This window comes from Methanococcus vannielii SB (assembly GCF_000017165.1).
In the GTDB taxonomy this organism is placed as follows: domain Archaea; phylum AGJL01; class Methanococci; order Methanococcales; family Methanococcaceae; genus Methanococcus; species Methanococcus vannielii.
In genome coordinates this window covers 150,105-176,434 of record NC_009634.1, presented here as the reverse complement: position 1 = coordinate 176,434, position 26,330 = coordinate 150,105, and the positions used below count along the sequence as shown (strand labels likewise).

Genomic DNA, 26,330 nt, shown 5'->3' with positions numbered 1-26,330 from the left:
TCCCCTTATTTTTCCAATTCTTTTTTAATTCGTTTTATTTCGTTATAAATTTTAAACTGTTTATCAGGTTGCTTTTCTTTTAAAACTTTTTTTTCTAAAATTTCAAGTTCTTTATATCTTTCTCTAAATTTTTTATAGTTTTCAATTGACTTTTCAATTTCAAAACTACGTTCTTCAGGATGATCGTCATTATCCTCAAAAGTATTGGGAATTTTAAAATCATCTAAAAATAATTTTAAAAGCCTTTCATAAAATATATCTAGGTTATTTGAATTAAAGAGCATATTTGAGTTTTCTGTGTCAAAATTTTCTTTTGTTAAATAAATATCAACAATACATTTATTTGAATCGATTTTATTCTTTGTTTTGTGCGCAATTTTATAAATTTTGTAATCATTATGTATTATTTGAAAAAGTATCGGATAAGGGATAAATTTATCTATAATTTCGAGTAATTCTTCAATTTTTTCAAAATATTTTTTATCCTTTAAATTCACTTGAAAAACAAGTAATTCTTCAAAATTTTTAGTTGGATTTATATTTATCGTATGTTTTGAAATTTTGTTTGTTATGTAAATTGAATCGATGTAATCAGTAAATTTTTGCACTGTTTTTCTATCCAATTCACAATTTTCAATATTATAAAATTTATTTTTTGGAATTTTTTTTAAAACTTCGGTGCTTTTTGGGAAATGTATCATTTTATCACCAAAAAGCATATCAGTTCAAAATCATTTAGTCCTTTTATTGAATCACTACCTATTGAGGTACCCCCTGACCTAAAAAGACTGTTTATATCGCTTTCTTCTTTTACTTCAATAATTGATTTAATCGATTTTTGTAAAAGTTCAGAATATTTATCCATTTTGGACCCTTCTTTTGTTTCATTATTAAAAAGATCACAAAGTTCGTAATCTGGATCGCTTCTATTTTTTGCGAGTGCCCTAAACGCATCAAGTGTTTCTTTCACCTGTAAATGATTAGTTATAACATCTCCGTCTTCTGAAACATAAACAAGGTAAAATGGATGCAGTCGATTTGTATTATTTATATTAACATTTTCATTTACATTTTTTAAAATGAATATTACTCCAGGTTTAAAGTGTTCTGACTGTTTTACGATTGCATGAAGTCCAAAAGGAACGTTTTCAATTTCACCGTGTTCTTTGAAATAATTTATTAAGTCAATTCTAAAGTCGTTTAAACCAAGGTCTGTGATTGATACACCGGTATCCATATCTTCAAGTTCAATAACCTCATTTCTAAGTTTAAGTAACTGTTTTTTCCGATATTCAAGATCTCCATCTTCATCAACAAGTAAATTCTCTTCACCTGTTGCAGCAAGATTCAGTGCATGCATTCTGCTTTCGACTCTTGATTTTAAGTTAATATATTCATCTAAATCGACAGGTGGCCAAAAATTAACCAGTTGTATTTTTTCATTTTCAGATCCAATTCTATCAATCCTACCAAATCTTTGAATTATCCTAACTGGATTCCAATGAATATCATAATTAATCAGATAGTCACAATCCTGTAAGTTCTGACCTTCTGAAATACAGTCTGTTGCAATTAGAATATCGATTTTTGCAATGTCGTCTGGACACGTCTGACTCATTTTTTTGGATTTTGGTGAAAAATGGGTTAAAATATTATTCATTTCTTTTGAGATTTTTAACGTACATCTGTTATTATTACTTCCACTAACACATGCAGAATTTATCCCATATTTTTCATTAAAATATTTTGAAATATTGTTGTAAATGTAATAAACCGTATCTTCAAATGCTGAAAATATAATTACTTTTTGATTTTCTTTATTTATTGGATTGTTTATTTTGTTTTCAATTAATTCAATGAGTTCTTTTAACTTACTATCTTCATTTGGTGTTATTTTATTAATTTCCGTTATCAAAACATTAATTTTTTCATAGTCGTCCCTTAAATCTCTTTCCCACGATAAATAGTCCATGTCAGATAAATTAATTTTAATTTTATCTCCAATTGTCGAACAGTTCTCAAGTTCATCATCAGAATCATTTTTAATAAGTTCAGAATTATCGTACTGTATATTACTATTTCCCCCATTTTCATATTTTTCAATAGTTTCAAGCGTATTTTTTAAATTATAATTTAATCGATTAAGAGTTATTCTAAATGATTCAACAGAGCTTTCAAGTCTTTTTAATAAGTTTACTTTCATTAATTTTAAAAGTCCGGTTTCTCTTGTACTTTGTTTTAATGAAGACTTTTCTGATAATTTTGTATCATAAAGCGATTCATAATGTGCTTTTTTTCCAGGAAGGATATAGTCTGAAGGATTATATATTTTAAGATTTAATGAACTTAAAATTTCAGAAAGTTCTTCAAAAGTCATGAAATCTTCAATTTCAGTTATCTGGAAATCTTTATTTATTGGCTTTAATTTTTGAGGAAAAGATCCGATATCTTTTGTATCGTAATATTTTAGAATATGTTTCCTCGATCTTGCAATTGTAACTGAATCCAAAACCTCAAAAAAATCAAAACTAAGCATTTCGAGTAGTCTAGCAGAAGTTCTTTTATCCGCATCTATTTTTGACCATTCATTAAATGCAGTTTGTGCTTCAGTAAATATTCGATCAATACTTTTACCAAGGCCCATTTTTTTACTGAAACGTTCGCTCTGACCTTCATATGCTAACGCAAGCTGATTTTTTAAATCCAAAAATCTATTATTAACGGGAGTCGCAGAGAGCATTAATACTTTTGTTTGAACGCCTTCTTTTATTATTTTTCTCATTAATTTTTGATATCTAGTTTCTTTTTCACGTCTTGCGGTGTTGTTTCTAAAATTATGCGATTCATCAATAACAACTAAATCGTAATTACCCCAATTTACAAGACTTAAATTTTTACTATTACTAGTTCCAGTTTCTCTTGAAAGATCCGTATGGTAAAATATATCGTAATTAAAACGATCATTAATTAAAATATTGGTTTTGTAAGGGGATACAAAAGTATTCCAGTTTTCATGAAGCCTTTTAGGACATAAAACAAGTACTTTTTTATTTCTAAGTTCATAATACTTGATAATTCCAAGGGCAGTATATGTTTTTCCAAGACCTACACTATCTGCCAAAATACATCCATTATATTTTTCTAATTTATTAATTGCACCCAATACTGCATCCCTTTGGAAATTATACATTGTTTTCCATATTTCCGTATCCTTAAATCCAGTTTTTTCGTTTGCAATATTATCCTCAGAAATATCTTCTAAAAATTCATTAAAAATATTATAAAGGGTAATAAAGTAGAGATATTCTGGGGGATTTTCCTTATGCACTGCCGAAATATAATTAATTACTTTATCTGTTACATCCTTAACCAATTCCCTATTATTCCATACTTGGTCAAAACTATCGATATATTTCTTTGCATTTTCCCCGATCAATTGTGGAATCATTGTAATTACAGGGTTATCATTTTTTTCATAACCTAACCCATCTGTAGTAAAACTGATGACTCCAGGGTATGCGATAGATTCGGCGCTGTTTTCTATAAATACGCCGTCGTTTAACCGAATATGTTTTTTTAACGATTTAAATTTTCCTTTCTTTTGAATCCATTCTTTACATTCTTTTGCAATAGCCTTTTGACTTAATTCATTTCTTAACTTAATTTCAAATTCGCCCCCTGCAATTGCACGTTCCCTAGCAGCAGGATTTATATAAAATTCTTTTTGCGATTTATTTTCCTCTTTTAAAAAAGTAGGTGAATTAAATAAAAAGGAAAATTCTTTAATTGACCCAAGTTCTTTTTTGAGTTCTGCATATGCATAAATTGAAAAATATGCAGCACAAATTTTCATTTTTGATTTATTATCTAATGATTTTTTTAAATCATCACCAAGTAAATTGGCCACATTATCAATGATTGTCATAATACCCACCAAATAAACTAAAAGTCATAATTAAACCAATTTAGATATATTTTTGAAGGTATATAAAATAAGTATTTTCGTATTCAACATTATTAATATTAAAAAATAAAACCAATTATTTTAAATTCTTTTTTAGACATAATCTAATTAACAAATTTTAAGGGGATAAAATGAACTATTTTTTATGTATCACAACAGAAGAAAATGCAAAAATTGTAATGGATAAAAAAATTTGGGGAGTTTCAAAAAAATATCAAAATAAAAAATAAATGATGGAAAAACAATAATTTTTGATATTTAATGCATTTTTTGAAGATACGTTAAAGCACTGTTAAATGCAGTAACGCCTTCACCAACGGCTTTTGAAACCTGTAAAATCCCGCCTGTAACGTCACCACATGCATAAATTCCTTCAACATTTGTTTTACAATCTTTATCTACGTTAATAAAATTACCTTTTTTAAGTTCTATATTTGTATCTCCTAAAAATTCGGTATTTGGAACGTATCCATAACTTACAAATATTCCTTCAGTAGGAATTAAATGTTCTTTTCCATCGATTAAAACAATTACTCCTTCAGCTTTATTTTCGCCAACTACTTTTACTGGCTTTGCATTGTATATAATTTCTAAGTTAGGAATTTCAACTAACCTTTCTTCCATTATTTTTTCAACAGCTTTTAAATTTGGCCTATCTGTAACTATTGTAATTTTCTTTACAATATCTTTTAAATTATAAGCGGCCATTATCGCAGACGTTCCACGGCCAAGAACAATTACTTCTTTATTTATAAAAAAGAAAGCATCGCACATTACACAGTAACAAACTCCTTTTCCTAAATAATCATCTTCATTGATTCCTACATTTTTATAGTGGCTCCCTGATGCAATAATTATTGAATTAGCTTCATAAATTCCATTTTTCGTAGTAAGTTTATACGGCTTTGACTTTGTATCTATTCCAATGACCTCTTCATGCATTATTGGCAATTCAAAGTATTCTGCATGTTTTGAAAACTGTTCTGCAAGTTCAAATCCTTTTATAGATTTAAATCCCGGATAATTCTCAACTATACCTGCTTCCGCAATTTTTCCGCCTTCATTTTCTTTTTCAATACATAAAACATTTAACCTAGCCCGCATTGCATAAATTCCTGCCGTTAAGCCTGCAGGCCCTCCCCCAATAATTATCAAGTCGTAAGCCATAAAACCACCTTTTATAATTAACATTATTAATGATAATTAATATTCTTTATTTAAAAATATATAAATTTGCCAATATCCCAATTATCAATATATTAAATATCTTAAATAGCTTAACAATTTACAGTTATTCATGGCTTAAATGATTCAAGTTTCTCTTTTAGATAAGATATACAGTCAAATATGTTTTCATCAGCACAATTTCTCTCAATTCTTTTTAATTCGTCAGTATCAATAAATGCAAAAATATTATATGCAGGACACCCGTATTGCGTTTTTTTCGTTTTTGGAAGATTTAATTTTTTCAATTCTTCTGAAATATCATTGTTTAAATAAATAATTTCAAATTCACTCCCTTCATTCATTACTGGCTTATTATTTAAAGTTTGAGGACTTCTTGTAACAATTGCGGAACTTTTTGAAAGTATTGAAGAATGAATCATCCCATCAAGACTTGACGCAGGCTCAATTATTGTTGATTCATCTTTTCCAATAAATTCGGGAAGAAAAGATACTTTAATTCGAAGCCAAGTGCTTTCTTCAGGATTTTCCTTTATTAATTCTTTGCCTCGTTTAGATAATTCCCCGTTATTTAAAAAATATTCGCTAAATTCAGTTGATAACTCCCTTAATCTACTATCTTGCAATTTTTTATGCGTTAAATGGTATTTTACATTGCAATTTTTTAGTTTTTTATCATAATAACTAATTAGATTTTTTGATGCATTTTTGGTTAACGAGAGTGCTTCTTTAAATTCGATATTTGTTTTATATTCAATTAATTTTGCATATTCGTACGTCTCAATTATTAAGTTATTTTTAAAATCTGGGAGAGTTTCAACTGCAACAGATACGTAGTCCTCAAGTGTAGGGTGCCTATTTAACATTATTGAGACTTCTTCAGGTGTCGTTTTTGTATTTAAACTCTTTATTTCATTATGGGTCAATAAACAAGGGCCAGTAGTTATATTTTTAGATAAAAAATCCCCAATCATACCGATAAATCTATGAGATTTTGAATACGTAAATTCATAAGTATTAACTGACTTTAGGTTATATTTTTCAATTATTCTGCTCCAGTACTGGGGATACGTATGCTTAAAATAACCTTCTTTAAAGTCATTTTGGCACAATACCAAATTACCACCGTTTAAATTTTAAAAAATTTTTTAAATATTGGCTTTTTAAATTATACTTTAAATTACATATCAAAAGAAATTAATTACGTTGATTCAAGTAATCATGTTTTGGATATTGTTTAATGTTGTGTCTTAATATTACACTACTTTTCTAAAATATATAGTTTTCGTTTTTAATTAATTATTCCCTTAAAAATACTTCAAAAAAGATATATAGCCTAAAATTCATATTTTTATATGGCAAAAATAGTTAGGTGTGGACTTAACTTAGAATAATTATTTTATACCATATTTAACTTTTAGTGCCAAATATTAAATCAAGAGAGGGGATTTAATATGGAAGAACTTTTTTCAAAAATGGTTGATGAAGCCATGGCTGCCCAGTGGGCTGATGTAAATATTATTAAAGAAAAACGGGGTAAGGACTTTAAAATAAAACATGCTAAAAGCTATGTTGATGTTGCAAATAAAATGGAACCTGTTTCAGGGCAGTGTCCAGCAGTATTTAGTCTTCATAAAGATTCAATAAACGCACATTTTGATATACTTTGTGACCTTACAAAAACTGTAAGGCCAGAAGATGACCCGTTTGTTGAACATTACCAAACCCCTGCAATTTTAGAAATATTATATAAAGAAGACCCGGAATTTAGAAAAAGCGTTGAAAAATTTATCGATGCAGTAGATAAATCAGAATCTTTAATCGGGCGGGAAGTTATACGCAGATACGCTGGTTTTTACGGGCCAACGTGTGTAGTAGATTTTGCATTAATACCTGGAAGTACGAGTAATATTGTAAACCAGATTTTAAAAGACGTAGATATTCCTAAAAACCATAAACAAGCTATTTTAGCCGCTAAATCTTGGGGGATGAATACATCTTATGGATTTGGAGAAAAATTTGCAAATGCAATTGAATTAGGAAAATCTGTAAATGAGGCAATTAAAGAAGAACTTGAAATGATTAAATTAGTTTATGATAGGCCAATAGATGCACAGGCAAAATTAATGGATGATTTTGGCCATAAAAGTTTTGATGTAAGAAAATACATGTCAGAATATAAAAGAAGAATGGAAAAGTCCGTAAAAGAAGCACTTGAACAGGAAGTACATTATGGAAACATTGTAACGGTTCCGGCTTACTGTGTAGGTGACATTTCGCACCACGTTGCACAATCTACCTTTAACATGTGTAAAGATGACGTTATAATGTCCGTAATTGAGGCAGTATCTGAAGTAATGGATACTACATTACGGGAAAATGTAAAAAACTTTAAAAATGAATATCAGGTACTTTCTGTTGCAACAGGGTCAACTGCGGCTGCAACAGAGTGTATTCTTGAATTAGACGGATTTAATGCACCAACAGTAGTAGATTTACTTACAAAACGATTCCATAATTTTGTACAGCTTAATCCTACGAGAAGTGCTGCTGCAGAGTTACACAACCACGACTTTATGGATATGATATATAGGGGATGGAAATTAATTGATAAAGCTAGAAGGGTTAAAAATGGAAGCGGGGATAAATTAAAACCAAAAGTTGGGGAATTTAGTGTAAACCTTGACCCGATATTTAATAATGAGGTTTTAATGAATCCTCAAAGGTATGCATATCCTGGATGTGCAATAACAGTACGATTTTCAGCACTCATGAGGCTTTCTGATTATCCATGCCTTTTAACAAGTGAACCAGTAACTGCAACTTTAATGACAAACATTATTGCACTACATAAAGAAACTCCTGGGGCCCCTGCAAGAGTATGTAAAGACTGTGCAACTGCATGTTTAGCTGATTTTAGACACCAGTACTGCCAGTACAAAGAAGCGGTTTAATTAAGCCGTTTTTAAAATTTTTTTAAAATTTTTTCAAGGGGTTATAAAATGAAATGTTATCTTTGTAAACTACAGGGAAAAGATACTGATGCTGTTGCATCATGTATTGTTTGTGGAATGGGAGTATGTATTGACCACGTAGTACGTGAAGAAGTAGATTTATGGGAAGGAGGATACCCTTTTCCATCTAAAAAATTAAAAAATAAAATTCCAAGAATGCTATGTATTCCGTGCCATGAAGCTTATAAAGAGGGTAAAAAATGAGCTTGCTAAAAAGAGCGATTGCTGAAGCACTTGGAACGCTAATTTTAGTATTTTTTGGGCCCGGTGCCGCAGTAATTACTCTATTAATTGCAAATAGTGCAGGAAGTCCTGGAATTGGTCTTTTAGGTGGATTGGGAGATTGGTTTTCAATTGGGTTTGCATTTGCAATGTCTATTGCTGCAGTAATTTATTCTATTGGAAGAATTTCTGGTGCACATATAAATCCTGCCGTAACAATTGCACTTTGGTCTATTAAAAAATTTCCTACAAAAGAAGTTATTCCATATATTTTAGCGCAGTTAATAGGTGCTTCAATTGGTTCCGTACTATTCTTCTCTTGTATCGGACTTGATGCAGTAACAATTGGAGGACTTGGGGCTACTGCACCTTTTGTAGGGATTAGCTATACCCAAGCAATACTTGCAGAATTTATCGGGACGTTCCTTTTAATGTTTACAATAATGGGCGTTGCCGTAGATAAACGTGCACCTAATGGATTTGCAGGCATAGTAATAGGTTTAACGGTTGGTGCAATAATTGTTACAACTGGAAATATTGCTGGATCATCGCTAAACCCTGCAAGGACTTTTGGGCCTTATTTAATTAACAGCATTTATGGATTAAATCTCTGGGAATTTTTCCCAATATATATAATAGGCCCCATTCTTGGAGCAATTTTTGCTGCATTTACTTATGAATACTTAAATTCAGAATAATCCTTATTTTTTCCTTTTTTTAGTTAGGTATTACTTAAAAATAATATTAAATACATTTATTTAAAAATTTTGAAAATTAAATAGTATTAAAATAAAAATAGTATTATTTAAAAATAATATTTAAAAAATCTTAAAATAAATTAATTTAATGGACTAATTTTTCAAAACAGTCCTTACATACAATTTTATCGTCAATTGTTCTTCCTTTAATTTCCATGAATGATTCGCCACAGTTTTGACATTTTATTGAAGGATAAAGTCTTGCTTTTTTAGGTTCTTTTATTTCAACCCATTTTACATCAAACAATTCTTCATCAGGAAGTGAAAGCATGTTTTTAGTTGCTTCTTTTCTTCTTTCAAACATTTCCACTTCTTCTTCCTTTGTTAGCGTTCCTTCGTTGTATTTTTTATTTAATTCTTGAATTGGTTTAAATGATTCATACTTTAAGTAAATTCTAAGTGCTTTTTCAGGATTTTCTCTTGAATAAAACGTGTAAACATGTTTTCCATTGTCCTTAAATTTTAAATTTCCTTTTCCAAAAGTGCATCCAAGCATGAATTGAACTGCATCAACACTACATGAATTATTTTCAACTATTGCAACTAATTGTTCGTCTTCAGACCGTTCAAAATGTTCTTCTACATATTTTGAAACCCTGTATCCTATTGTAACGCCTGGGCATTCATGACCATGAAATTCAACTACTTTATTATATGCGTCCATAGTTTCACCAAAGATAATCTCTTTTTGACATTCTATTTAATAAGTAATACTGTTATATGAGATATTACTTTTTATAATTTGTTATTAACCATTAGTTATTTTTCATCAATAAAATTACAAAAATAAAATAATCAATATGGGAATTTTTATTGATTTTACTATTTTAAAAAATAAGATAATAAAGATAATAAAAATAATAGCGATAATAAATATAATAGAGATAATAAATATAATAGAGATAATTAGAAAATAAGGTAATAACGATAAAATGGATTTAAACTTAAAATTTAAAATGGGAAGTGTTAAAAATGTCTTTAGAAAAAAAAATTAAAATAATTAAAAATGGGCCGTATATTGTAACAGGGAGTATACCTTTATATCAGCAGGTAATTGTAACTGATGAAGATAATCATGCAAAAAATTTAGATTATGAAAAGGAATATCCAATTAAAGAAACATATTCACTTTGTCGCTGTGGAAAATCAAAAAATATGCCTTATTGTGATGGTACGCATGTCAAAATAGGTTTTGATGGTACTGAAACTGCAAGTAAAGAACCATATCTAAAACAGGCTGAAATTTTTGAAGGCCCAGAATTAAAATTAACCGATGCACATGAATTTTGTGACCATTCAAGGTTTTGTAATCGGGCTGGAGGAATTAGAAAACTTATCGAATGTTCTAACGACCAAAAAGCTAAACAAATTGCAATTGAAGAAGCTACTATTTGCCCTTCTGGAAGGCTTGTTTTATGGGATAAAAAAACAGGAAATCCCTTTGAAAAAGAATTTGAACCCTCCATAGTTTTAATACAGGATAGTCAAAAAAAGTGTCAAGGGCCAATATGGGTTAGAGGTAAAATTCCTATTGAATCTTATGATGGGCAAATTTACGAAATCAGAAACCGAATAACACTTTGTCGCTGTGGAAAATCTGAAAATAAACCGTATTGTGATGGAAGCCACTGGATGACTAAAGAACAAAAATTAAATTTTAGAAAAAAGTGGGGTTTAGATTAAAAATACAGTATTCTATTTTTAATTTTTTAATAAGGAGTATTAGTTATCAGAATACTTTTAATTGGATAATTGTAAAAATTCTGGAAAATTATTAATTTTAGTAGTGCATTATTATTAGTATATTGTATTAAAACAGCTGACTGTTAAAACTAATTTTTACCCCCTCCAGAAAAAGGCATTTTTATGAAAAAAGTAGAACCTATTTCAAGCGAGTGTATCTCAAAATTAAAGAATTACTCCTGTAAATTAGAATTAATTATTGAAAATTTACCCGGAATGGTCTTTTGGTGTAAAAATGACCCTGAGTGGACCATGGATTTTGTAAGTAGGGGATGTTTTGAACTTTTAGGTTATGAACCTGAAGAATTAACCAAAAAAATTTCATTTGGGTCTTTAATCCATCCTGAGGACAGAAATTTTGTTCGAGATACCATTAATAAAAATTTAGAGCCAAATAAAAAATTAACATTAGAATATAGGGTTATCTGTAAAGATGGTACTATGAAATGGGTTTTAGAAAATAGTCAAGGCATATTTTCAGAAAATAAAAAATTTATTGGAATAGAAGGATTTATTACTGATATTACAGGTATTAAAGGCACAGAAAAATCTCTTAAAAAAAGTGAAAAGTATTCACGTAAAATTGTTGAACTAATACCTGATTTAATTATTATGTCAAATAAAAATGGCGACTATTTAGATATAATATCGTCAGAAAACCACGAACTTCCAATGCCAAAAAGTAGAGTAATTGGAAAAAATATTAGGGATGTATTACCTGTTAATGATGCTAAAAATGTAATTGATTCAATTGAAAAGTGCATTAATGAAAATTCAATCCAAACTGTCGAATACAGTCTTGAACTAAATTCTAAAACTCATTTTTATGAAGCTAGGATAATTTCTATGGGTCACAATAATGTATTTGCACTTATTAGGGATATCACTAGCAGAAAAGAAATGGAAAAAGCAGTTAAAGAAAATGAAACAAAATTTAAAAGTATTATTCAGTCTTCTCCAAATGGGTTTTATTTATACCGCCTTATTGGGGATGAACTCATTTTTACGTGTGCAAATCCAGCAGCCGATAAAATTTTAGCACTTGATCATGACGAATTAGTTGAAAAAACCATTGAAGAAGCATTTCCGGGACTTAAAGATACGTTTGTTCCAGAACTTTATAAAAAAATAGCAAAAAAAGAACTTGGGAATCAGACTTTTCAAATATCATACTATGTTAATGATATATTAAGATATTTTGATGTCAGAGCATTTCAAACACTTGAAAACAGTATTGCAGTTAGTTTTGTAGATGTAACTGAAAAAAAACTTGCTGAAGAATCCCTTAAAAAAAGAAATGAAGAATTAGAAAGATTTGAAAGGGTAGTTATAGAAAGGGAATTAAAAATGATTGAATTAAAAGAAAAAATCAGTAAACTTGAAAAGAAATTAAAAGAGGCTGGTTTTAATGAAAAAATCCTATAATTTCTTACGAAAAATAGTTATACCTGAATTTGTGTATGGAATTGGTGCAATATCTTTAGTTGGGCACTACGCTAAAAATTTTGGTGCAAAAAAAGCCCTTATTGTAACGGATTTAGGCGTTTTAAAGGCAGGAATTTTAAAAAATGTAACGTTATCTTTAGAGTCGGAAAAAATTAGTTATATAATCTTTAGCGATGTTTCAGAAAACCCAAGGATTTATGAAGTTGAAAAGGGTGCCAGTGTTTACGAAAAAAACAATTGCGATATAATAATTGCCGTAGGGGGCGGAAGTCCGATTGATTGTGCAAAAACCATAGGAATAACATATACTAATAAAAAAAACCCGCTTGAATTTATCGGGGTAGATGAAGTAGATATTCCTGGGCCCCCTTTAATCTGTATCCCTACTACATCAGGATCATCAGCAGACGTTTCTCAGTTTGCAATATTGAATGACAATTCTAAAAATGTAAAACTTGCAATTATAAGTAAATCTGTAGTTTCAGATGTTTCTATAATTGACCCTAAAACAACAATTACAATGACTGAAAGATTAACTGCCGCAACTGGAATGGATGCACTTTCACACGCTGTTGAAGCTTATGTATCTAATGCAAGTTCAAGTATTACTGATTTACATGCATTAGCTGCAATGCCTTTAATTGTAAATAATATAATGCCTGCAATAAAAGACCCTGAAAATTTGGAATATCGTAGTAACATGATGCTTGGAAGTTTATATGCAGGAATTGCCTTTTCAAATGCAAGTTTAGGGCTTACACATGCAATGGCCCATAGCCTTGGCGGTTTACTGGATTTACCCCATGGAATTTGTAATTCTCTTCTTCTTGAACATGTAGTTGACTTTAATTATTACTATGCAACCGAAAAATACAAGGATATTGGAAATATTTTTGGATTAAATCTTGAAAATTACTCGGATGAAGAGTGTAAATATAAAATAGTATCCTTTTTATCAGATTTAAGAAAATCTATTGGAATTACCGGCACAATTGGAACTTTAGGGGTTACTAAAAAGGAAATTCCATCACTTTCAATAAATGCCTTTAATGACCCGTGTATTGTAACTAATCCTAGAACTGCTACTTTAAATGATATTGAAATGGTGTATAAAAATGCACTCTGATAACGAAATATCACTTCGAGATAAAATTATTGGATTAGGAGAACGTTCAGCTAAAAAAAGCTACTATCCTCAGTTACAGGAAAAATTAAAGTACCTTGAAGAAAAATCCATTGCACTTTTAAATATTTTAGAAGATTTAGAGGATTCTGAAAAAGAATTAAGGGAAAGTGAAGCACTATTACAAATTGCTGGAAGAACTGCAAAATTTGGAGGATTTAGTGCAGACATTGGTGAACAAAAAATTACGCTATCTAAACAGGCGGCTTTAATTTTTGAAATGCCGGAAAATTATTCACCATTAATAGATGAGTTAATAGATTGCTATGATACAAAATACCAAAATATAGCAAAAGAACTTTTTTTTAACTGTGGAATAAATGGTACCCCATATGACATTGAAGTTGAACTTATAACTAAAAATGGGAAAAAAATATGGGTTAGAACAACTGGCGAAGCAGTAAAAAACAGTAAGAGAAATATTGTCAACGTATATGGGGCATTTCAAGACATTACTGAACAAAAACTTGCTGAACAAAAACTAAAAAAATCTTATGATGAATTAAAGGAGTTAGATAGATTAAAGTCTGAATTTACTGCAATAATTTCCCACGAAATTAGAACGCCGATAACATCAATTAAAGGCTACACTGAATTATTAAATGATGAAAGCATGGGGAAACTTAATAATAATCAAAAAATGTGTTTAAATACGATTTTAGAAAACGTTATAAGGCTTGGAAGACTAGTTTCAGACGTTTTAGACATTTCAAGAATAGAAAGAAATACATTTACATTGAATATTCAAAAAGTAGATGTTAAAGACGTATTAGAGCATGTTTTAAGTGAATTAGCACCGATAGCTTTAAAAAAACATATCAAATTGTCACTTGAAATACCTAATATCACTATCGATGCAGATAAGGATAGGTTAAATCAAGTCTTTACAAACATTACCGAAAATGCAATAAAATTTAGTCCTGAAAATGAAAAAGTAGAAATTACTGGAAAAGAAGGATTAAATAGTGATATCCTAATAAGTATTAAGGATAATGGGATAGGAATTTCAAAAAACGAGTTTGAAAAGATATTTGATAGATTTTATCAAATTGATTCGTCAAATAGGCGGAAAAAAGGAGGAGCTGGATTAGGGCTTCCAATTTCTAAGGGGATTATTAAAGCACATAATGGAAAAATATGGGTTGAAAGTGAACTTAATCAAGGAAGTACATTTTATATAAGTTTACCAAAAAAATAGTTTAAAAAGCATTCTTTTTTTCGAGTTAATTTTTTAGAGCTTCCATTATTAAATCTAAATGTTTCAATAATATTTAATTAGTAACGTATCTAATTACTCTTATCAAAATCCAGATTAGTAATGATATTAAAACAAATTTTATAAGTATTTCTTTTGAACTTAAGTATTTTAAAACCATTTTTAGATACCTTAATTTGTTTTAAAATAAAATAAAATAAAATATATAAAATAACCAATTTAATGAAAAATGCAGGATTTAATTAAGTTATAAATATGTTAAATAATTTTAAAAGTAATATTTGTGCCCAAATAATCTATTTTATTTGTAAGCATATTTTAAAAGGATCTTATAAAAAATTATTATCGAGGAGGTATTAACTTATTTTTTAGCCAGAATATATTTCGGGGGGCTTTTTCTTGGCTACTTTGAAAGGGATATGGGCACAAATTATAATATATATTTTCATGTATATATACTTAAAATCTACGATTTAAATGTAAAAACTTATTAATGACTTAGGTTATAAATTTTATATATGTAAAAACTTTTTAATTAAAACGTATTATTAAAAATACTAATTTAAAAATAAAAGTTACTAAATAATTTCATTATATTTTTCTAAATCGATAATTTTAACATCCATATTATCATATATGGTATCAACAGGCTTGCCGGATTTTAAAAACACGTTTATTTTATTTGTATTTGGGTTATATATTGAACATACTTTATCTGGCGTTCCACCTATTCCTAAGTAAATGTATTTTCTTTTAGAGTCTTCATAGTCTATACGGGTTAATGGGCCAGAATATTCTGTTATATCATCAATTTTCCAATTTTTAGAATATACTTCTATCATAATATTTCGAATGTCTTCTAAAGTTAATTCCAAATATTTTTCCATTTTGTCCCCTATAAAACATTTATTTTTTATTATAGAAATTAAAAATATTTAAAATATTTTTCGATATTAAAAAATTAATAAGGTTTTAAAAGGTGTTGTATCTTGATAGTTAAATTAAATTCATTATTCATACGGCAGTATAGTTTTTAATAAATTTATTAAATTTTTAATAATTCTTGAAAAATGTTTTTTCAAGATGCTTTGAATTATATATATTATAATATTTAAGTTTTCTGGATTTAAAATAAAGGTTAATTTAATATATTTAATCTTTAAAAATTCCTTTAAAAAAAGTTACGGTGATGACTATTTAAAAAATAGTTCAAAAAGAGTATGAAATATATTTAAATCCGTATATTATGATTTTTCCATGTATTTCCTAGATGATGCCAGATTTTTTAGTGTGGTGTTCAAGAGGTATATCGTGTCATTTGAAAGAGATTTAATCCATATTGGTGTACAAGTGCCTTATATCATATTTATATCATATTTAAAAGTATTGTGTCAGTTCGATTTTTATTTAATAGGTAAATACTCGTCTAATACCTTAGAATTATACTGGATGCGTATTTTCTAGGTGGATTTACTTTAAGCATTCTTAATGTTTTTAAGTATGCTTAAATATACTAAGCGTAGTTAAGATATATAAATCTTTCTATTTTAACGTATTACGCAAATGAATATTAATATAAAGAATGCATCTTAAAATCAAACTAATGGTAAAAAGTTAAATTATTATTAATAAGAGGTTTAAAATGCTTAAAAAAATAGAAAAACTAGCATTATTTTTTATTATTTTTGCTATTTTAAGTTATAATTTCCTTTGTATTGAATACTTTATTTATTCACATTATCATTCAAAGTTAATGGCCATATTTTATATTTTATATCTTACAGTAATTGCTATTTCAATAAATTTACTTTATAAACTTAGATTTTTTAGTAATTTAGTAAGCACATTTTTAGTAGTATCTTCAGTAATTGTAAGCTTAATTTTCCTTAAATATTTTGTTTAATAAAATCCAAACGTTATTTTCTTAATCTATTTCCTTGATTTTTTATTATTTTTTCCATCAATAAAAATTAAGAATTAATCTACATAATAAAAATATATACAATAAATGTAGATTATTATTAAGTTATTTAAAAATTATTAAAGTTATTAAAATTATTAAAAAAATTAGGAATTTTTTTGGGAAACTATGGCCATACCTAACAAAAAGAAACTAGGTACTAAATTACTGTTCTATTCACTAATAAACGTATTAATTCCGATAATGTTGTTTGGATTTGTAGTAACCGATACACTAAACAACATTTTAGATGACAAAGCACAATCAGAGGTTACAACTGGAATTAGTTCTTTAGAGCAAGCAATAAATTTAAAAATTACTGAGATAAGTATTACTTCAAATTATATTACAACTACGCCTGGAATTATTAAAGGAATAAACGAAAGAGATAAAGAAGAACTTTTATTAAGAATTAATCACTTTAAAAGTGTTTCTGATGCAGACTTTGTTGGAATTATTGATAAAGATGGAAAATTAATTACTTCAACTGCTAATGATGTAAATTTTGAAATTGAAGAGATTTCTAAAGAATTATTTAAAAATAATATTGAATCATCGTTTGAAGTAATTTCTAGCGATACTGCATATTTAATAGATAATACTTCAAAAATTGAAGGGGTAGATAAAGCCCTTTCAATAGTAGTTTTAAAACCCATTTTTGATGATAACAATCAATATATCGGTTCAATAATTGCAATTGATATATTAAATAATAATTTTCACATGATAAATGACGTTAAAAAAATTACCGGAAGTGATGCAACACTATTTCTTGGTAACAAAAGAATTACAACAAGTATCACTCATGATGGAAAAAAGCAAGTTGGAACTGAAGTTTCAAGCCTAGTTTGGGATTATATTCAAACCGGAAACGACTACAAGGGAACTACTGAAGTTTTAGGAGTTTCATATATTACCATATATAGGCCAATTTATAATTCAAAAAATGAATTAATTGGAATGATGTTTGTAGGTTCCCCTCAAACTTATGCAGCAGTCGCTAAAAACGAAATTAAAGAAAAAATTATAATTATTGCAATTTTATGCATATTACTTTCAGTTATTACTTCAACATACTCAAATTATCGGATTAAAAAGCCGATAATGGATTTAAAACGTGGAACTGAAGAATTTGGTAAAGGAAATTATGAGTATAAAACAAATATCAAATCAGGAGATGAATTAGAACTTTTATCAAATTCGTTTGATAAAATGGCTGAAAAAATAGCCATTTCAAATAAAGAACTTGAAAAACGAGCATTAGAGTTAGAAGAAAAAAATACTGAATTAAAAAAACTTGATGACTTAAAATCAGACCTTATTGCAATAGTTTCACATGAAATTAGAACTCCGCTAACTTCAATTAAAGGTTACGTTGAATTAGTGCTTGATGAAGCTGTTGGAAAAATTAATAATTCGCAGAGAAAATGTCTTACTACGGCACGTGAAAATGTAGTGCGACTAAACAGGCTTATTTCAAGTATGCTTGACCTTTCAAAGTTAGCTAAGGGGGAACTTGAAATGCATCGTGAAGAAATTAATATTAAAAAAACAATTGATGAAGTTATTGATGATTTAAAACCCATTTCGGCAGAAAAAAACATTAATATAACTCTCGAAATAGATGATATTATTATAAATGCAGATAAAGATAGAATGAAGCAGGTTTTTATAAATTTGATTGAAAATGCAATTAAATTTAGTCCTGAAAATGAAATTATCGAAATTAAGGGAAAAGAAGAATACCATGGAGATGTTTCAATAACTGTTAAAGATAACGGTGAAGGAATTCCTAAAGATAAATTAGAAAAAGTGTTTGATAGGTTTTACCAAGCAGACCTTTCCCCAAAAAGAAAAGGTAAGGGAACAGGATTAGGACTTGCAGTATGTAAAAGTATTATTCAAGCTCACGGTGGCTCAATATGGGTCAAAAGTGAAATTGGAAAAGGATGTACTTTCTATATCGTTTTACCAAAAAATATCGATAATTAATACTTTTTATAATACTTTTTTAATTCTTAATTTGGTATTTTTTAACTTAAATATTTTAAAGCAGGTGGTTACATTTGGAATTTAAAAAATTAGGAATAAATGTAATTTCTTCAAGGACAACCCCTATATCCTCTGAAGTTTTAAGGTATTTTGTAGACTATTTTAAAGCTAAAAATAAAGGATTTAATAGTTTGGAACCTAAAAAATACTTAGAGTTAATATTATTTACATTGATTATTTTCGAATTATTAAAAGAAGAAATTAATACGTTAAACTTAAACGATGACGAAAAAAATACTATTGAAGTATTTAAGCAGTATATTAATCGAGAACTTACTGGAGAATACATTGAAAATTACTTAAAATATTTAATATGGAAAAAAGACGAAGTAGTAAGGTATTCGATTGATGAATATAAATCTTACTTAGAAGTAGAAAATTCCGGTTGGGTAAAAATCTACGCAATTCCAATTCCAAATATTGTTCATTTAGAAGCCATTGGAAATATATTTTTAAAAGCATCAAAAAATTTAGGAATTTTTGGATAATTGTTAAAAAGTATACTTTTAGCTTTATTTTAGCTTTTATAAACTATATGGTAAAAATTCAAATTATACAATAAATTTTAAAAAATATTAATAGTTTAAAATTCTTGTGGGTCAATTAAATTCTTAATATTTAAAATAATTATTAAACGGTTTCCAATTTTTGCAATTCCTTCGATATATTCTCCACTTGCATTTTTCTTAATTCCTTCAATAGTTTCAATCTGTTTTGATGAAATCTGCATAACGTCACTTACTGAATCAACTAAAATTCCTACTGGAATTTTATCAATTTCAATTACCATTACAAGTTTTTCAGACGCTGCTTCATCCAAATTATCTTCAAAAAGGTTTAATTTTTTTCTTAAGTCAATAATTGGCATTATTTCTCCACGAATGTTCGTAACGCCAACAATATAACTTGGAGTATTTGGAAGTGAAGTAATGTCTTGTAATTTTAAAACTTCTCTAACTTCATTTACTCTTAAACCGTATTCATTACTTGATAACTTAAAAACTACTACTTTTGGAACGTCATCCATAATAAACACCTCATTTAATGTCTTTTTTAATTAAATATTTCAAATTCCAAAAAATAATGATATGTTTTTAAAAAACTTATATTCAAAAACATTTAATTAAAAAATTAAAAAGAATATTAAATGTTAAATCGACTTGATTTTTCAGTTACTCTTTCAGCAATTTTTGTAACTTCTTCTGCAACATTTCTGATTTCCTCAATTATTGAATTTAACTCTTCAGTTGATGCAGTTACTTCTTCTGCAGTTGCAGTAAATTCTTCTGAAAGTGCTGCAATATCTTGTGCATTCTTTAAAGCTCCTTCAGTGTTATCTGCTGCACTTTGTGCACCATCTTTAATTCCATTTATCTTTATTACTGCACCATTCACACTTTCATTAATTTTTAAAAGTGCATTGTTTACATCATCAATTGCAACTACTCCTTTATCAACTTCATCTTTACCCTTATTTCCAAGTTTAACGGTTTCATCGATTCGTTTATGAACTCCATTAATTGTCTGATTAATATTTTCAACTGACTTTTTAATTTCTTCTGCTAAAGCCTTAATTTCACTTGCAACAACTGCAAAACCCTTTCCAGCTTCACCTGCCCTTGCTGCTTCAATTGAAGCATTCAGTGCTAAAAGGCCAGTTTGTTCAGCGATATCTTTAATTAGTCCAGTAACTTCATTAATTTTTTTACCATCTTCGCCAAGCATTTGAATTGACCGTCCAAGGTCATCAATTACGTTTGTAATTGTCTGCATTCTTTTTATTGCATTTTCAACCTTTTTAACCCCGTTTTCAGAGTTTTCTGAAATTTCCTTTGCAGATTTAACGGTTTCTTCTGCAGCAGCATATACGGATTTTGCAACTTCATAAGTATTTTCTAATCTATCTGATGCATCCTGTAGTTTTGAAGATTGATCACTTGATGCTTCGGCAACCTGTGTTGCTGCTTCTGTAACTTGTGTTGCAGTTTCTTCTGCCCCTTTAAGTTGACCTTCAACTCTTTGAACCTGTTTATTTAATAAAATAACTTCTTCTCTTAAATCCTTAATTAAAACAGCAACGTTTGAAACTGCTTTATTTATTGCTTTTTGTAGTTCGTTATTTTTAGAATTTTCATTTGCCCTTGCTGTAAAGTCTCCTTTTGAAACGTTGTTCATTACAGTAGTTACTTCAGATAATAGTTTTGCAAGTTCTGCTTTATCCATATCCATTGTTTTCATTAAATTTTTAACATTTTCAGCCATTGAATTAAAAGAATTTGATAATACTTCTAATTCATCGCCAGTTTTAATATTTGACTTATATTCATAATTTCCTTTACCAAATTCTTCAGTTGCATGTTTTAACTCTTCAACTGGCTTTGTTATTTTTTTACTTGTGATTAAAGATATTAAAACAGCTAATATAGTGCCAATTAATGCAACTAAAATCATTTTGTTTCTAGCTTCATTTTTTGCTAAAATTGCATTTGTCTGAGGGGAACCTACAAAAATCATTCCAATTGGATTTTTATTTGAATCATAAATCGGTTTATATGAAGTAACAAAAGGAACTCCAACAACTTCAGCAGTTCCCCGATATACTTCACCAGTTGAACGAACATGATTCCAAACATTATCAGAAATTGATGTTCCAACAGATCTTTTTCCATCTGTAACTAGGCTTGTAGTGATTCTTTTTGTTCCAAGTGAAATTGTTGCTTCATCACCAGTAATTCTTTTTGCCTCATCTACTATTTTGTAGTTATTGTTAAGGATTTCAACTGCAACAATTGAACCAATATATTCCCCATCATTATAAACTGGTTTTACGATAACTAGTGAAAGTGCACCCGTTACCCCTTCAACTTTATAATTTTTATTCATTTTAGATGCAGCATTATCTGAAATTATTTCAAAAGAAGTTTCAACACCTGCTTTTTTCATACCGTTTATTATGGCTGCACTTTGAATATCTTTTCCTGCTGTTGAAGTAATTATATGTCCATTAGAATCAACTATCCCAATAAAATCTGCATTAACACTATCTTTAAAACTTTGAATTCTAGAAAGTAGTTCTTTTTCATCTCGATTTAGTATTCCGTTAATTATTCCAGGGGTAGTTGTTAAATATTCACCCACACTTTCAATCTCTGCCTTTCGTAAAGTTATTGATTCTTCTAATGCATTCATACTTGTATCTACATTTGATTGAGCATTTTTATCTAAGATACCTTCAATAGTATCGGTTGCAACAAAACTCAGTATCAATATTGGTATTAAAACACTAATTACTGAAAAAAACAGTAATTTGTTACTTAGTTTTTTGTTTATTATTTTCATACTAGCACCCAAAAAAGTATATTAATAATTGTTAGTATATTCTTTACTAACCTTTAATTTAATAATTTATATATTTTTTATGTATGTAAAAAATATTTTTTAAAAGTTTCTTAAAATGTAGTAGATATTAAAAAAAATTGTAAAATATTTAAGAATAAATAATTATTTTTTATAATTTTTTAATACTAAATTATTATAAAAATCAAAAGTATATTTATAAATATTAAAAAGTTAAAGAATTGTTATGCCCAAAATTACTAGATATTTATTTTAAAATAAATATAGTGTCACTTAATTTCCCAAAAATTAAATATTGGGCACTAAATACTTTTTATTGATTTAGGATAATTTAAAAAAGCAAATTTAAAACAAATTTAAACATCTATTCTACTTAAAAGTTTTAAAATTTTTTACAGTATTTAGTAATTATAAAATTAATTTAAGGTAAGTTATATGAAAATAATTGAAAATATTGATAAAATATGGGAATTTATGTATTTATCGTCTTACGCCTACCTTCAAGATATAATTTCAAGTGAAGACCTTTCAGAATTAACCATGAGCGATAGAGAGTATATTGGAGTTATAAAAAAACTTAAACGTCCAAAGCTTTCAGAAATTGCAAAAAGTATGGGGTATACAAAAACATCCGTTACAAACATGGTAACAAAACTTGAAAATAAAGGATATTTAAAAAGAATAAAGTCTAAAACTGATAAACGAGAAATAATTATAGAATTAACTGAAAAAGGCGAAGCATTATTTAAGTGGGATATTGAAATGTATCAAAGAACACTTGAAGAAATGAAAAATGCATTAACTAGTGAAGAACTTTTAATTTATGAGGTATTAATGGAAAAAATTGGAAAACAAATTGATGAAGTACTTCCAAACTATTATAATAAAGTTGATAAAAAAGAAACTATACGAACACTTTATTATCCTTTAAAAAAAATTTAGGGGTTTGAGTATTATGAAAAATATAATAATGATTATTACGTTATTTTTACTTATTGGAAATACCTTTGCAGCAGAACAAAAAATTGTAGATGCAAGAATTAATAGTTAGGGAACATACTGATAAAACTAGTAATACGTTTTTAGATGCATATAATAATACGTTACAGGAGCAGTGCCTAAATCAAGGTAAAAACCCAGTTTTTATCATTAAAAGATAATCGTGGAATAACCGACCCTGTAGCTACAGGGCTAATGAAAATAGATGATCAAGAGATTATGGCCATATCCGGAAATAATTTAAATCCAGTAAAAGAAATTCCGTACTTTCCTGAAAATTTACTAGGATCTACAATAATACTTAATTTAAATGATAATGCTAATGATAATAATTATAATGATGGAGAATACATTATAAAGTTTCCAAGTGATGGTTCAGCAATAGAAATGGACCGTACTGTACGCCCCCTCTCGTGGCCTTTATCATAATGTTTCTTTAACAACTATTGATGAAGAGGGGCTACGTGAATCGATATATCTTCCATATTTACCGGGGGGCAAAGAAATGGGGACCTCGCATTTAAAGATAGCTTATACTTTGATATTAAAAATAGCAAGTATTCAGTAAATGGAAGTGAATATATGCCTTCTGAAATTTTTAAATATCGGCAATCTTCAAAAATTTTAAAATTACCAATATCTCCATTTGCGGTTCTTTTGTCCGTACTATTTATCATTGGAATAATTTTAAAAGATAAATAATATATTTTTTTTAATTTATTTTTAAAAAATATAAAAAAATAAAAAGTTACTTTATTAATTTTGATCCAGTACTAGTCCATTCTATAATTAATGGTTTTTCAGGTAATTCATCTAATGTTTTAAAATATTCTAATGCTGCAAGTGTTCCAAATCTATCTGAACCTGCAATATAAATTACCATGTATCCATTAATTTCTTTAACTTGAATTACTCCTTTATTTTCTCCAGGATAATCATTAGTTATTTTTAAGTCAAATTTATTATCATACATTTTAGCGTATGGATTTGCCAATGGTCCTCCAACAATTACTGTATCTTGATTTAATTCAGATACTGTTGTAATAATTGAATCAGTTCGTAAATTTGCTGCATAATTATGGTCAACTGTATTTCCAGCTACTACTTTAGCGTTTGAAAGAATTTGTTTAATTTTTTCTGACTTTATTGAACTTATTACGTTTTTAGAGATTTCTGTCTGATCAATAGTAGTTACACTTTGACTACTACTTCTTCTACGATTAGTACTTGATGGAGAATCTGTCGACGGAAGAACTGATGAAAGTTTTATTGTAACCAATGGGTCTTTTACTAAAGTTATTTCTAAAACTCCTTCACTAGGAATTCTATACCAACCTACTGTACTTGAAAACTCATTTTCTAATAAAGTAACATTTTCAGTTCCAGTATCTACAATAATTTCATCTAAATTTAGGTTTCCAATTGGGAACCTCATTATTAATACGGACTTATTAGTCGTATTTACTGCATTAAATGTTAATCTTGATTTTAGTATATTTCCATCTTTTTTAATATCGTAACCCATGTTAGAGACATTAAATCCACTATTTAAGATCTCTTGTGAACCTTCCAATGTTTTATTTAACCTACTGCTCATTTCACTTTCATTATTTATTTTAGTCTTTTTAAGATCGTTTGCATTATTTAGTATATCTTCAATTTTTTCAAAAAGTTCCTGGTTTATTTTATGTACATGACTGTTTACTATAGGAATGACTAAACTATCATTTCCAAAAAATATTTCGGTCATGTTAATATCTGATCCATTATTTGAAATTTCTTTGGTTTTATTAATTTTATTAAATAAACTTTCTTCAATTACAATGTTTTTGGAATCATTTAAAAATTTGTACATAATGTAGTTATATTTAACATCCATTTTATTAAATTCGTATCCTTCTACGTCAGATACTACAATGCTTTCTAAACTGATGTTTGAATTTCCAACAGTTAGTGCTTTAAACGTTGCTTTTGCAATTACGGTATCCCCTTTTATTTCCCCATCAACTATACTGAATTTAACATCTTTCTTTGATATGGTTATATTTTCTAAGTATGAACCTTCAGCTTCAGAAGGAACTAGTTCGAAAGTAAAGTTTAAACACTCTAAAACATTTGAATCAAATTTTAAAATTCCATCAACTGCTTTTGCAGGTCTGTTTTTAGTTAAATTATTTAGTGAAACTGTAACTTCAAATGTTTCTCCAGTATTTACTGGATGTATATTTGAATTCAGTATCATAGAAATATGCCTTTCCAAAGGTTTTTCATTAAATGTAATCTGGTTATTTTCTTTTTTATGTTCAATAATATTGTTTTCAGGATCTATATGAACACTAATCTGGTTATTTGGTCCAAGAAGTACGTCTTCAAAAATTAATTCAGCATCTGAATTATTTGGTAATAACTCTACTGTCTTAATATATTTTGATTCAAAAATTCCGGAAATTTCTAATGAAACATTAAATCCCACTGCATCTAACTGGCCGATATTTTTAATAATAATGGAAATATTATTTTTTTCATAAGCATTAGATTTTACTACAGTTACATTTTGAATCGATAAATCAGGTTTTGGTTCAAATACCAACACTTCCGAATCTAAAGTATCAAAATTATTAATTCCCTGACCCTCAATATCAGATAGTGCTGCATTTTTTAATGATATTTTAGTATCTCCTTCATTAATTGCTTCAAATGTAAATGTAGCAACAGTTAAATTTCCAGTAACTGAGTTACCCATCCATAATAGTGATACAGAACCGTCATTATTAAGATTCGTATCTTTTAAACTTGCACTATTTACATCAGTACTTAATGAAATACTATTTAATTTTAAGATAGTTTTATCATAATTTAGTTTACTGTCATATCCTGCTATTTCGGGTATATCTCTTAATAGCACGTCTACGGTAAAATTATTACCCTTTTGAATATTGATTACATTAGGACTTAGTTCAATACTGGCCGCAAAACAGGAATTTATAACTAGTAAGGCCATTATTGAAAGCATTAAAATCTTCCATTTCAAATAAATCACCTTTTTTAAAAATTATTTATAGGTTAGATCAATAGGGCTAATTTTTTAATTTTGACATAGTCTTACCCTACCGTTTATTTTATATACTTATTATTAATAAAACCATTTTTGATATTACAAAGGATTACTATTTATATTTTATGGCATAAAGCATAAGTTAAATTTTAAATAAGTAGTAATTTAAATACCAT

Annotated in this window: 20 protein-coding genes; 11 read left to right on the top strand and 9 right to left on the bottom strand. The window is 28.0% G+C overall.

Annotation, left to right across the window (positions count from 1 at the left end; all coding sequences use genetic code 11):
* Window positions 1-5: 5 nt before the first annotated feature.
* The 4 genes from MEVAN_RS00795 to MEVAN_RS00780 form a co-directional block, all read right to left on the bottom strand.
* Complete coding sequence (locus MEVAN_RS00795; protein WP_011971968.1) at window positions 6-701, bottom strand: DUF4391 domain-containing protein; 696 nt, start codon at window positions 699-701, stop codon at window positions 6-8.
* Window positions 698-3,925 (bottom strand): helicase-related protein, encoded by a 3,228-nt coding sequence (locus MEVAN_RS00790; RefSeq protein WP_011971967.1) that lies wholly within the window; start codon window positions 3,923-3,925, stop codon window positions 698-700. The genes MEVAN_RS00795 and MEVAN_RS00790 overlap by 4 nt, the downstream gene beginning before the upstream one ends.
* Before the next feature lie 297 nt (window positions 3,926-4,222).
* A complete protein-coding gene (gene trxR / locus MEVAN_RS00785; RefSeq protein ID WP_011971966.1) occupies window positions 4,223-5,131 on the bottom strand; it encodes a F420-dependent thioredoxin reductase in 909 nt (302 codons plus the stop codon).
* Window positions 5,132-5,259: 128 nt separating this feature from the next.
* A complete protein-coding gene (locus MEVAN_RS00780) occupies window positions 5,260-6,267 on the bottom strand; it encodes a hypothetical protein (RefSeq protein WP_011971965.1) in 1,008 nt (335 codons plus the stop codon).
* A 336-nt stretch (window positions 6,268-6,603) separates the two neighbouring features.
* On the opposite strand from MEVAN_RS00780, the gene MEVAN_RS00775 reads away from it, so the two are divergent.
* From MEVAN_RS00775 to MEVAN_RS00765, 3 genes are read left to right on the top strand one after another with little or no spacing between them, the layout of a single operon-like run.
* Window positions 6,604-8,103 (top strand): DUF2193 domain-containing protein, encoded by a 1,500-nt coding sequence (locus MEVAN_RS00775; protein ID WP_011971964.1) that lies wholly within the window; start codon window positions 6,604-6,606, stop codon window positions 8,101-8,103.
* Between the two features lie 48 nt (window positions 8,104-8,151).
* Complete coding sequence (locus tag MEVAN_RS00770) at window positions 8,152-8,367, top strand: DUF2180 family protein (protein ID WP_011971963.1); 216 nt, start codon at window positions 8,152-8,154, stop codon at window positions 8,365-8,367.
* Window positions 8,364-9,083 (top strand): MIP/aquaporin family protein, encoded by a 720-nt coding sequence (locus tag MEVAN_RS00765; RefSeq protein WP_011971962.1) that lies wholly within the window; start codon window positions 8,364-8,366, stop codon window positions 9,081-9,083. The genes MEVAN_RS00770 and MEVAN_RS00765 overlap by 4 nt, the downstream gene beginning before the upstream one ends.
* 145 nt (window positions 9,084-9,228) lie before the next feature.
* Here the strand turns inward: MEVAN_RS00765 and MEVAN_RS00760 are convergent, their stop codons facing one another.
* A complete protein-coding gene (locus MEVAN_RS00760) occupies window positions 9,229-9,807 on the bottom strand; it encodes an FmdE family protein (protein ID WP_011971961.1) in 579 nt (192 codons plus the stop codon).
* Between the two features lie 308 nt (window positions 9,808-10,115).
* Here MEVAN_RS00760 and MEVAN_RS00755 point away from each other — a divergent pair, with 308 nt between their 5' ends.
* The 4 genes from MEVAN_RS00755 to MEVAN_RS08785 all read left to right on the top strand — a co-directional run bounded on the left by MEVAN_RS00755 (window position 10,116) and on the right by MEVAN_RS08785 (window position 14,713).
* On the top strand, window positions 10,116-10,826 hold the full coding sequence (locus MEVAN_RS00755) for a CDGSH iron-sulfur domain-containing protein (RefSeq protein ID WP_011971960.1): 711 nt from the start codon (window positions 10,116-10,118) through the stop codon (window positions 10,824-10,826).
* 183 nt (window positions 10,827-11,009) lie between these two features.
* Complete coding sequence (locus MEVAN_RS00750; protein ID WP_011971959.1) at window positions 11,010-12,311, top strand: PAS domain S-box protein; 1,302 nt, start codon at window positions 11,010-11,012, stop codon at window positions 12,309-12,311.
* Window positions 12,295-13,458: an alcohol dehydrogenase-like regulatory protein ErcA gene (gene ercA, locus MEVAN_RS00745; protein WP_011971958.1), complete on the top strand. Its 1,164-nt coding sequence runs from the start codon at window positions 12,295-12,297 to the stop codon at window positions 13,456-13,458. The genes MEVAN_RS00750 and ercA overlap by 17 nt, the downstream gene beginning before the upstream one ends.
* Window positions 13,448-14,713, top strand: coding sequence for a sensor histidine kinase (locus MEVAN_RS08785; protein WP_011971957.1), 1,266 nt, complete (start codon window positions 13,448-13,450; stop codon window positions 14,711-14,713). The genes ercA and MEVAN_RS08785 overlap by 11 nt, the downstream gene beginning before the upstream one ends.
* 596 nt (window positions 14,714-15,309) lie before the next feature.
* On the opposite strand, the gene MEVAN_RS00735 is transcribed toward MEVAN_RS08785, so the two are convergent.
* A complete protein-coding gene (locus MEVAN_RS00735; RefSeq protein WP_011971956.1) occupies window positions 15,310-15,618 on the bottom strand; it encodes a hypothetical protein in 309 nt (102 codons plus the stop codon).
* A 1,202-nt stretch (window positions 15,619-16,820) separates the two neighbouring features.
* Between MEVAN_RS00735 and MEVAN_RS00725 the strand changes: the two genes are divergently transcribed.
* Window positions 16,821-18,683, top strand: coding sequence for an ATP-binding protein (locus MEVAN_RS00725; protein ID WP_011971955.1), 1,863 nt, complete (start codon window positions 16,821-16,823; stop codon window positions 18,681-18,683).
* Between the two features lie 74 nt (window positions 18,684-18,757).
* Entirely contained in the window at window positions 18,758-19,231 is a 474-nt protein-coding gene (locus MEVAN_RS00720; protein WP_011971954.1) for a hypothetical protein, read from the top strand.
* Window positions 19,232-19,326: 95 nt separating this feature from the next.
* On the opposite strand, the gene MEVAN_RS00715 is transcribed toward MEVAN_RS00720, so the two are convergent.
* Both MEVAN_RS00715 and MEVAN_RS00710 read right to left on the bottom strand, forming a co-directional pair.
* Window positions 19,327-19,770: a chemotaxis protein CheW gene (locus MEVAN_RS00715; RefSeq protein ID WP_011971953.1), complete on the bottom strand. Its 444-nt coding sequence runs from the start codon at window positions 19,768-19,770 to the stop codon at window positions 19,327-19,329.
* Window positions 19,771-19,886: 116 nt separating this feature from the next.
* The gene (locus MEVAN_RS00710; RefSeq protein ID WP_011971952.1) at window positions 19,887-22,082 is read right to left on the bottom strand and encodes a methyl-accepting chemotaxis protein; all 2,196 of its coding nucleotides are present in this window, start codon (window positions 22,080-22,082) and stop codon (window positions 19,887-19,889) included.
* Between the two features lie 453 nt (window positions 22,083-22,535).
* Here MEVAN_RS00710 and MEVAN_RS00705 point away from each other — a divergent pair, with 453 nt between their 5' ends.
* Window positions 22,536-23,042, top strand: a complete 507-nt coding sequence (locus tag MEVAN_RS00705) for a MarR family winged helix-turn-helix transcriptional regulator (RefSeq protein WP_011971951.1) — start codon at window positions 22,536-22,538, stop codon at window positions 23,040-23,042.
* A gap of 252 nt (window positions 23,043-23,294) precedes the next feature.
* Window positions 23,295-23,528 (top strand): hypothetical protein, encoded by a 234-nt coding sequence (locus tag MEVAN_RS00700; RefSeq protein WP_048059111.1) that lies wholly within the window; start codon window positions 23,295-23,297, stop codon window positions 23,526-23,528.
* 319 nt (window positions 23,529-23,847) lie between these two features.
* On the opposite strand, the gene MEVAN_RS08780 is transcribed toward MEVAN_RS00700, so the two are convergent.
* Window positions 23,848-26,130, bottom strand: coding sequence for a cohesin domain-containing protein (locus MEVAN_RS08780; RefSeq protein ID WP_052290594.1), 2,283 nt, complete (start codon window positions 26,128-26,130; stop codon window positions 23,848-23,850).
* Between the last annotated feature and the right edge of the window lie 200 nt (window positions 26,131-26,330).

Excerpts from the sequence above, each read along its gene's own strand:
- MEVAN_RS00725 (WP_011971955.1), top strand. The coding sequence starts at position 16,821 with ATGGCCATACCTAACAAAAAGAAACTAGGTACTAAATTACTGTTCTAT.
- MEVAN_RS00775 (WP_011971964.1), top strand. The coding sequence starts at position 6,604 with ATGGAAGAACTTTTTTCAAAAATGGTTGATGAAGCCATGGCTGCCCAG.
- MEVAN_RS00760 (WP_011971961.1), bottom strand. The coding sequence starts at position 9,807 with ATGGACGCATATAATAAAGTAGTTGAATTTCATGGTCATGAATGCCCA.
- MEVAN_RS00795 (WP_011971968.1), bottom strand. The coding sequence starts at position 701 with ATGATACATTTCCCAAAAAGCACCGAAGTTTTAAAAAAAATTCCAAAA.
- trxR (WP_011971966.1), bottom strand. The coding sequence starts at position 5,131 with ATGGCTTACGACTTGATAATTATTGGGGGAGGGCCTGCAGGCTTAACG.
- ercA (WP_011971958.1), top strand. The coding sequence starts at position 12,295 with ATGAAAAAATCCTATAATTTCTTACGAAAAATAGTTATACCTGAATTT.
- MEVAN_RS00770 (WP_011971963.1), top strand. The coding sequence starts at position 8,152 with ATGAAATGTTATCTTTGTAAACTACAGGGAAAAGATACTGATGCTGTT.
- MEVAN_RS00790 (WP_011971967.1), bottom strand. The coding sequence starts at position 3,925 with ATGACAATCATTGATAATGTGGCCAATTTACTTGGTGATGATTTAAAA.
- MEVAN_RS00765 (WP_011971962.1), top strand. The coding sequence starts at position 8,364 with ATGAGCTTGCTAAAAAGAGCGATTGCTGAAGCACTTGGAACGCTAATT.
- MEVAN_RS00705 (WP_011971951.1), top strand. The coding sequence starts at position 22,536 with ATGAAAATAATTGAAAATATTGATAAAATATGGGAATTTATGTATTTA.
- MEVAN_RS00715 (WP_011971953.1), bottom strand. The coding sequence starts at position 19,770 with ATGGATGACGTTCCAAAAGTAGTAGTTTTTAAGTTATCAAGTAATGAA.
- MEVAN_RS00755 (WP_011971960.1), top strand. The coding sequence starts at position 10,116 with ATGTCTTTAGAAAAAAAAATTAAAATAATTAAAAATGGGCCGTATATT.
- MEVAN_RS00700 (WP_048059111.1), top strand. The coding sequence starts at position 23,295 with ATGAAAATAGATGATCAAGAGATTATGGCCATATCCGGAAATAATTTA.
- MEVAN_RS00710 (WP_011971952.1), bottom strand. The coding sequence starts at position 22,082 with ATGAAAATAATAAACAAAAAACTAAGTAACAAATTACTGTTTTTTTCA.
- MEVAN_RS00735 (WP_011971956.1), bottom strand. The coding sequence starts at position 15,618 with ATGGAAAAATATTTGGAATTAACTTTAGAAGACATTCGAAATATTATG.
- MEVAN_RS08785 (WP_011971957.1), top strand. The coding sequence starts at position 13,448 with ATGCACTCTGATAACGAAATATCACTTCGAGATAAAATTATTGGATTA.
- MEVAN_RS00750 (WP_011971959.1), top strand. The coding sequence starts at position 11,010 with ATGAAAAAAGTAGAACCTATTTCAAGCGAGTGTATCTCAAAATTAAAG.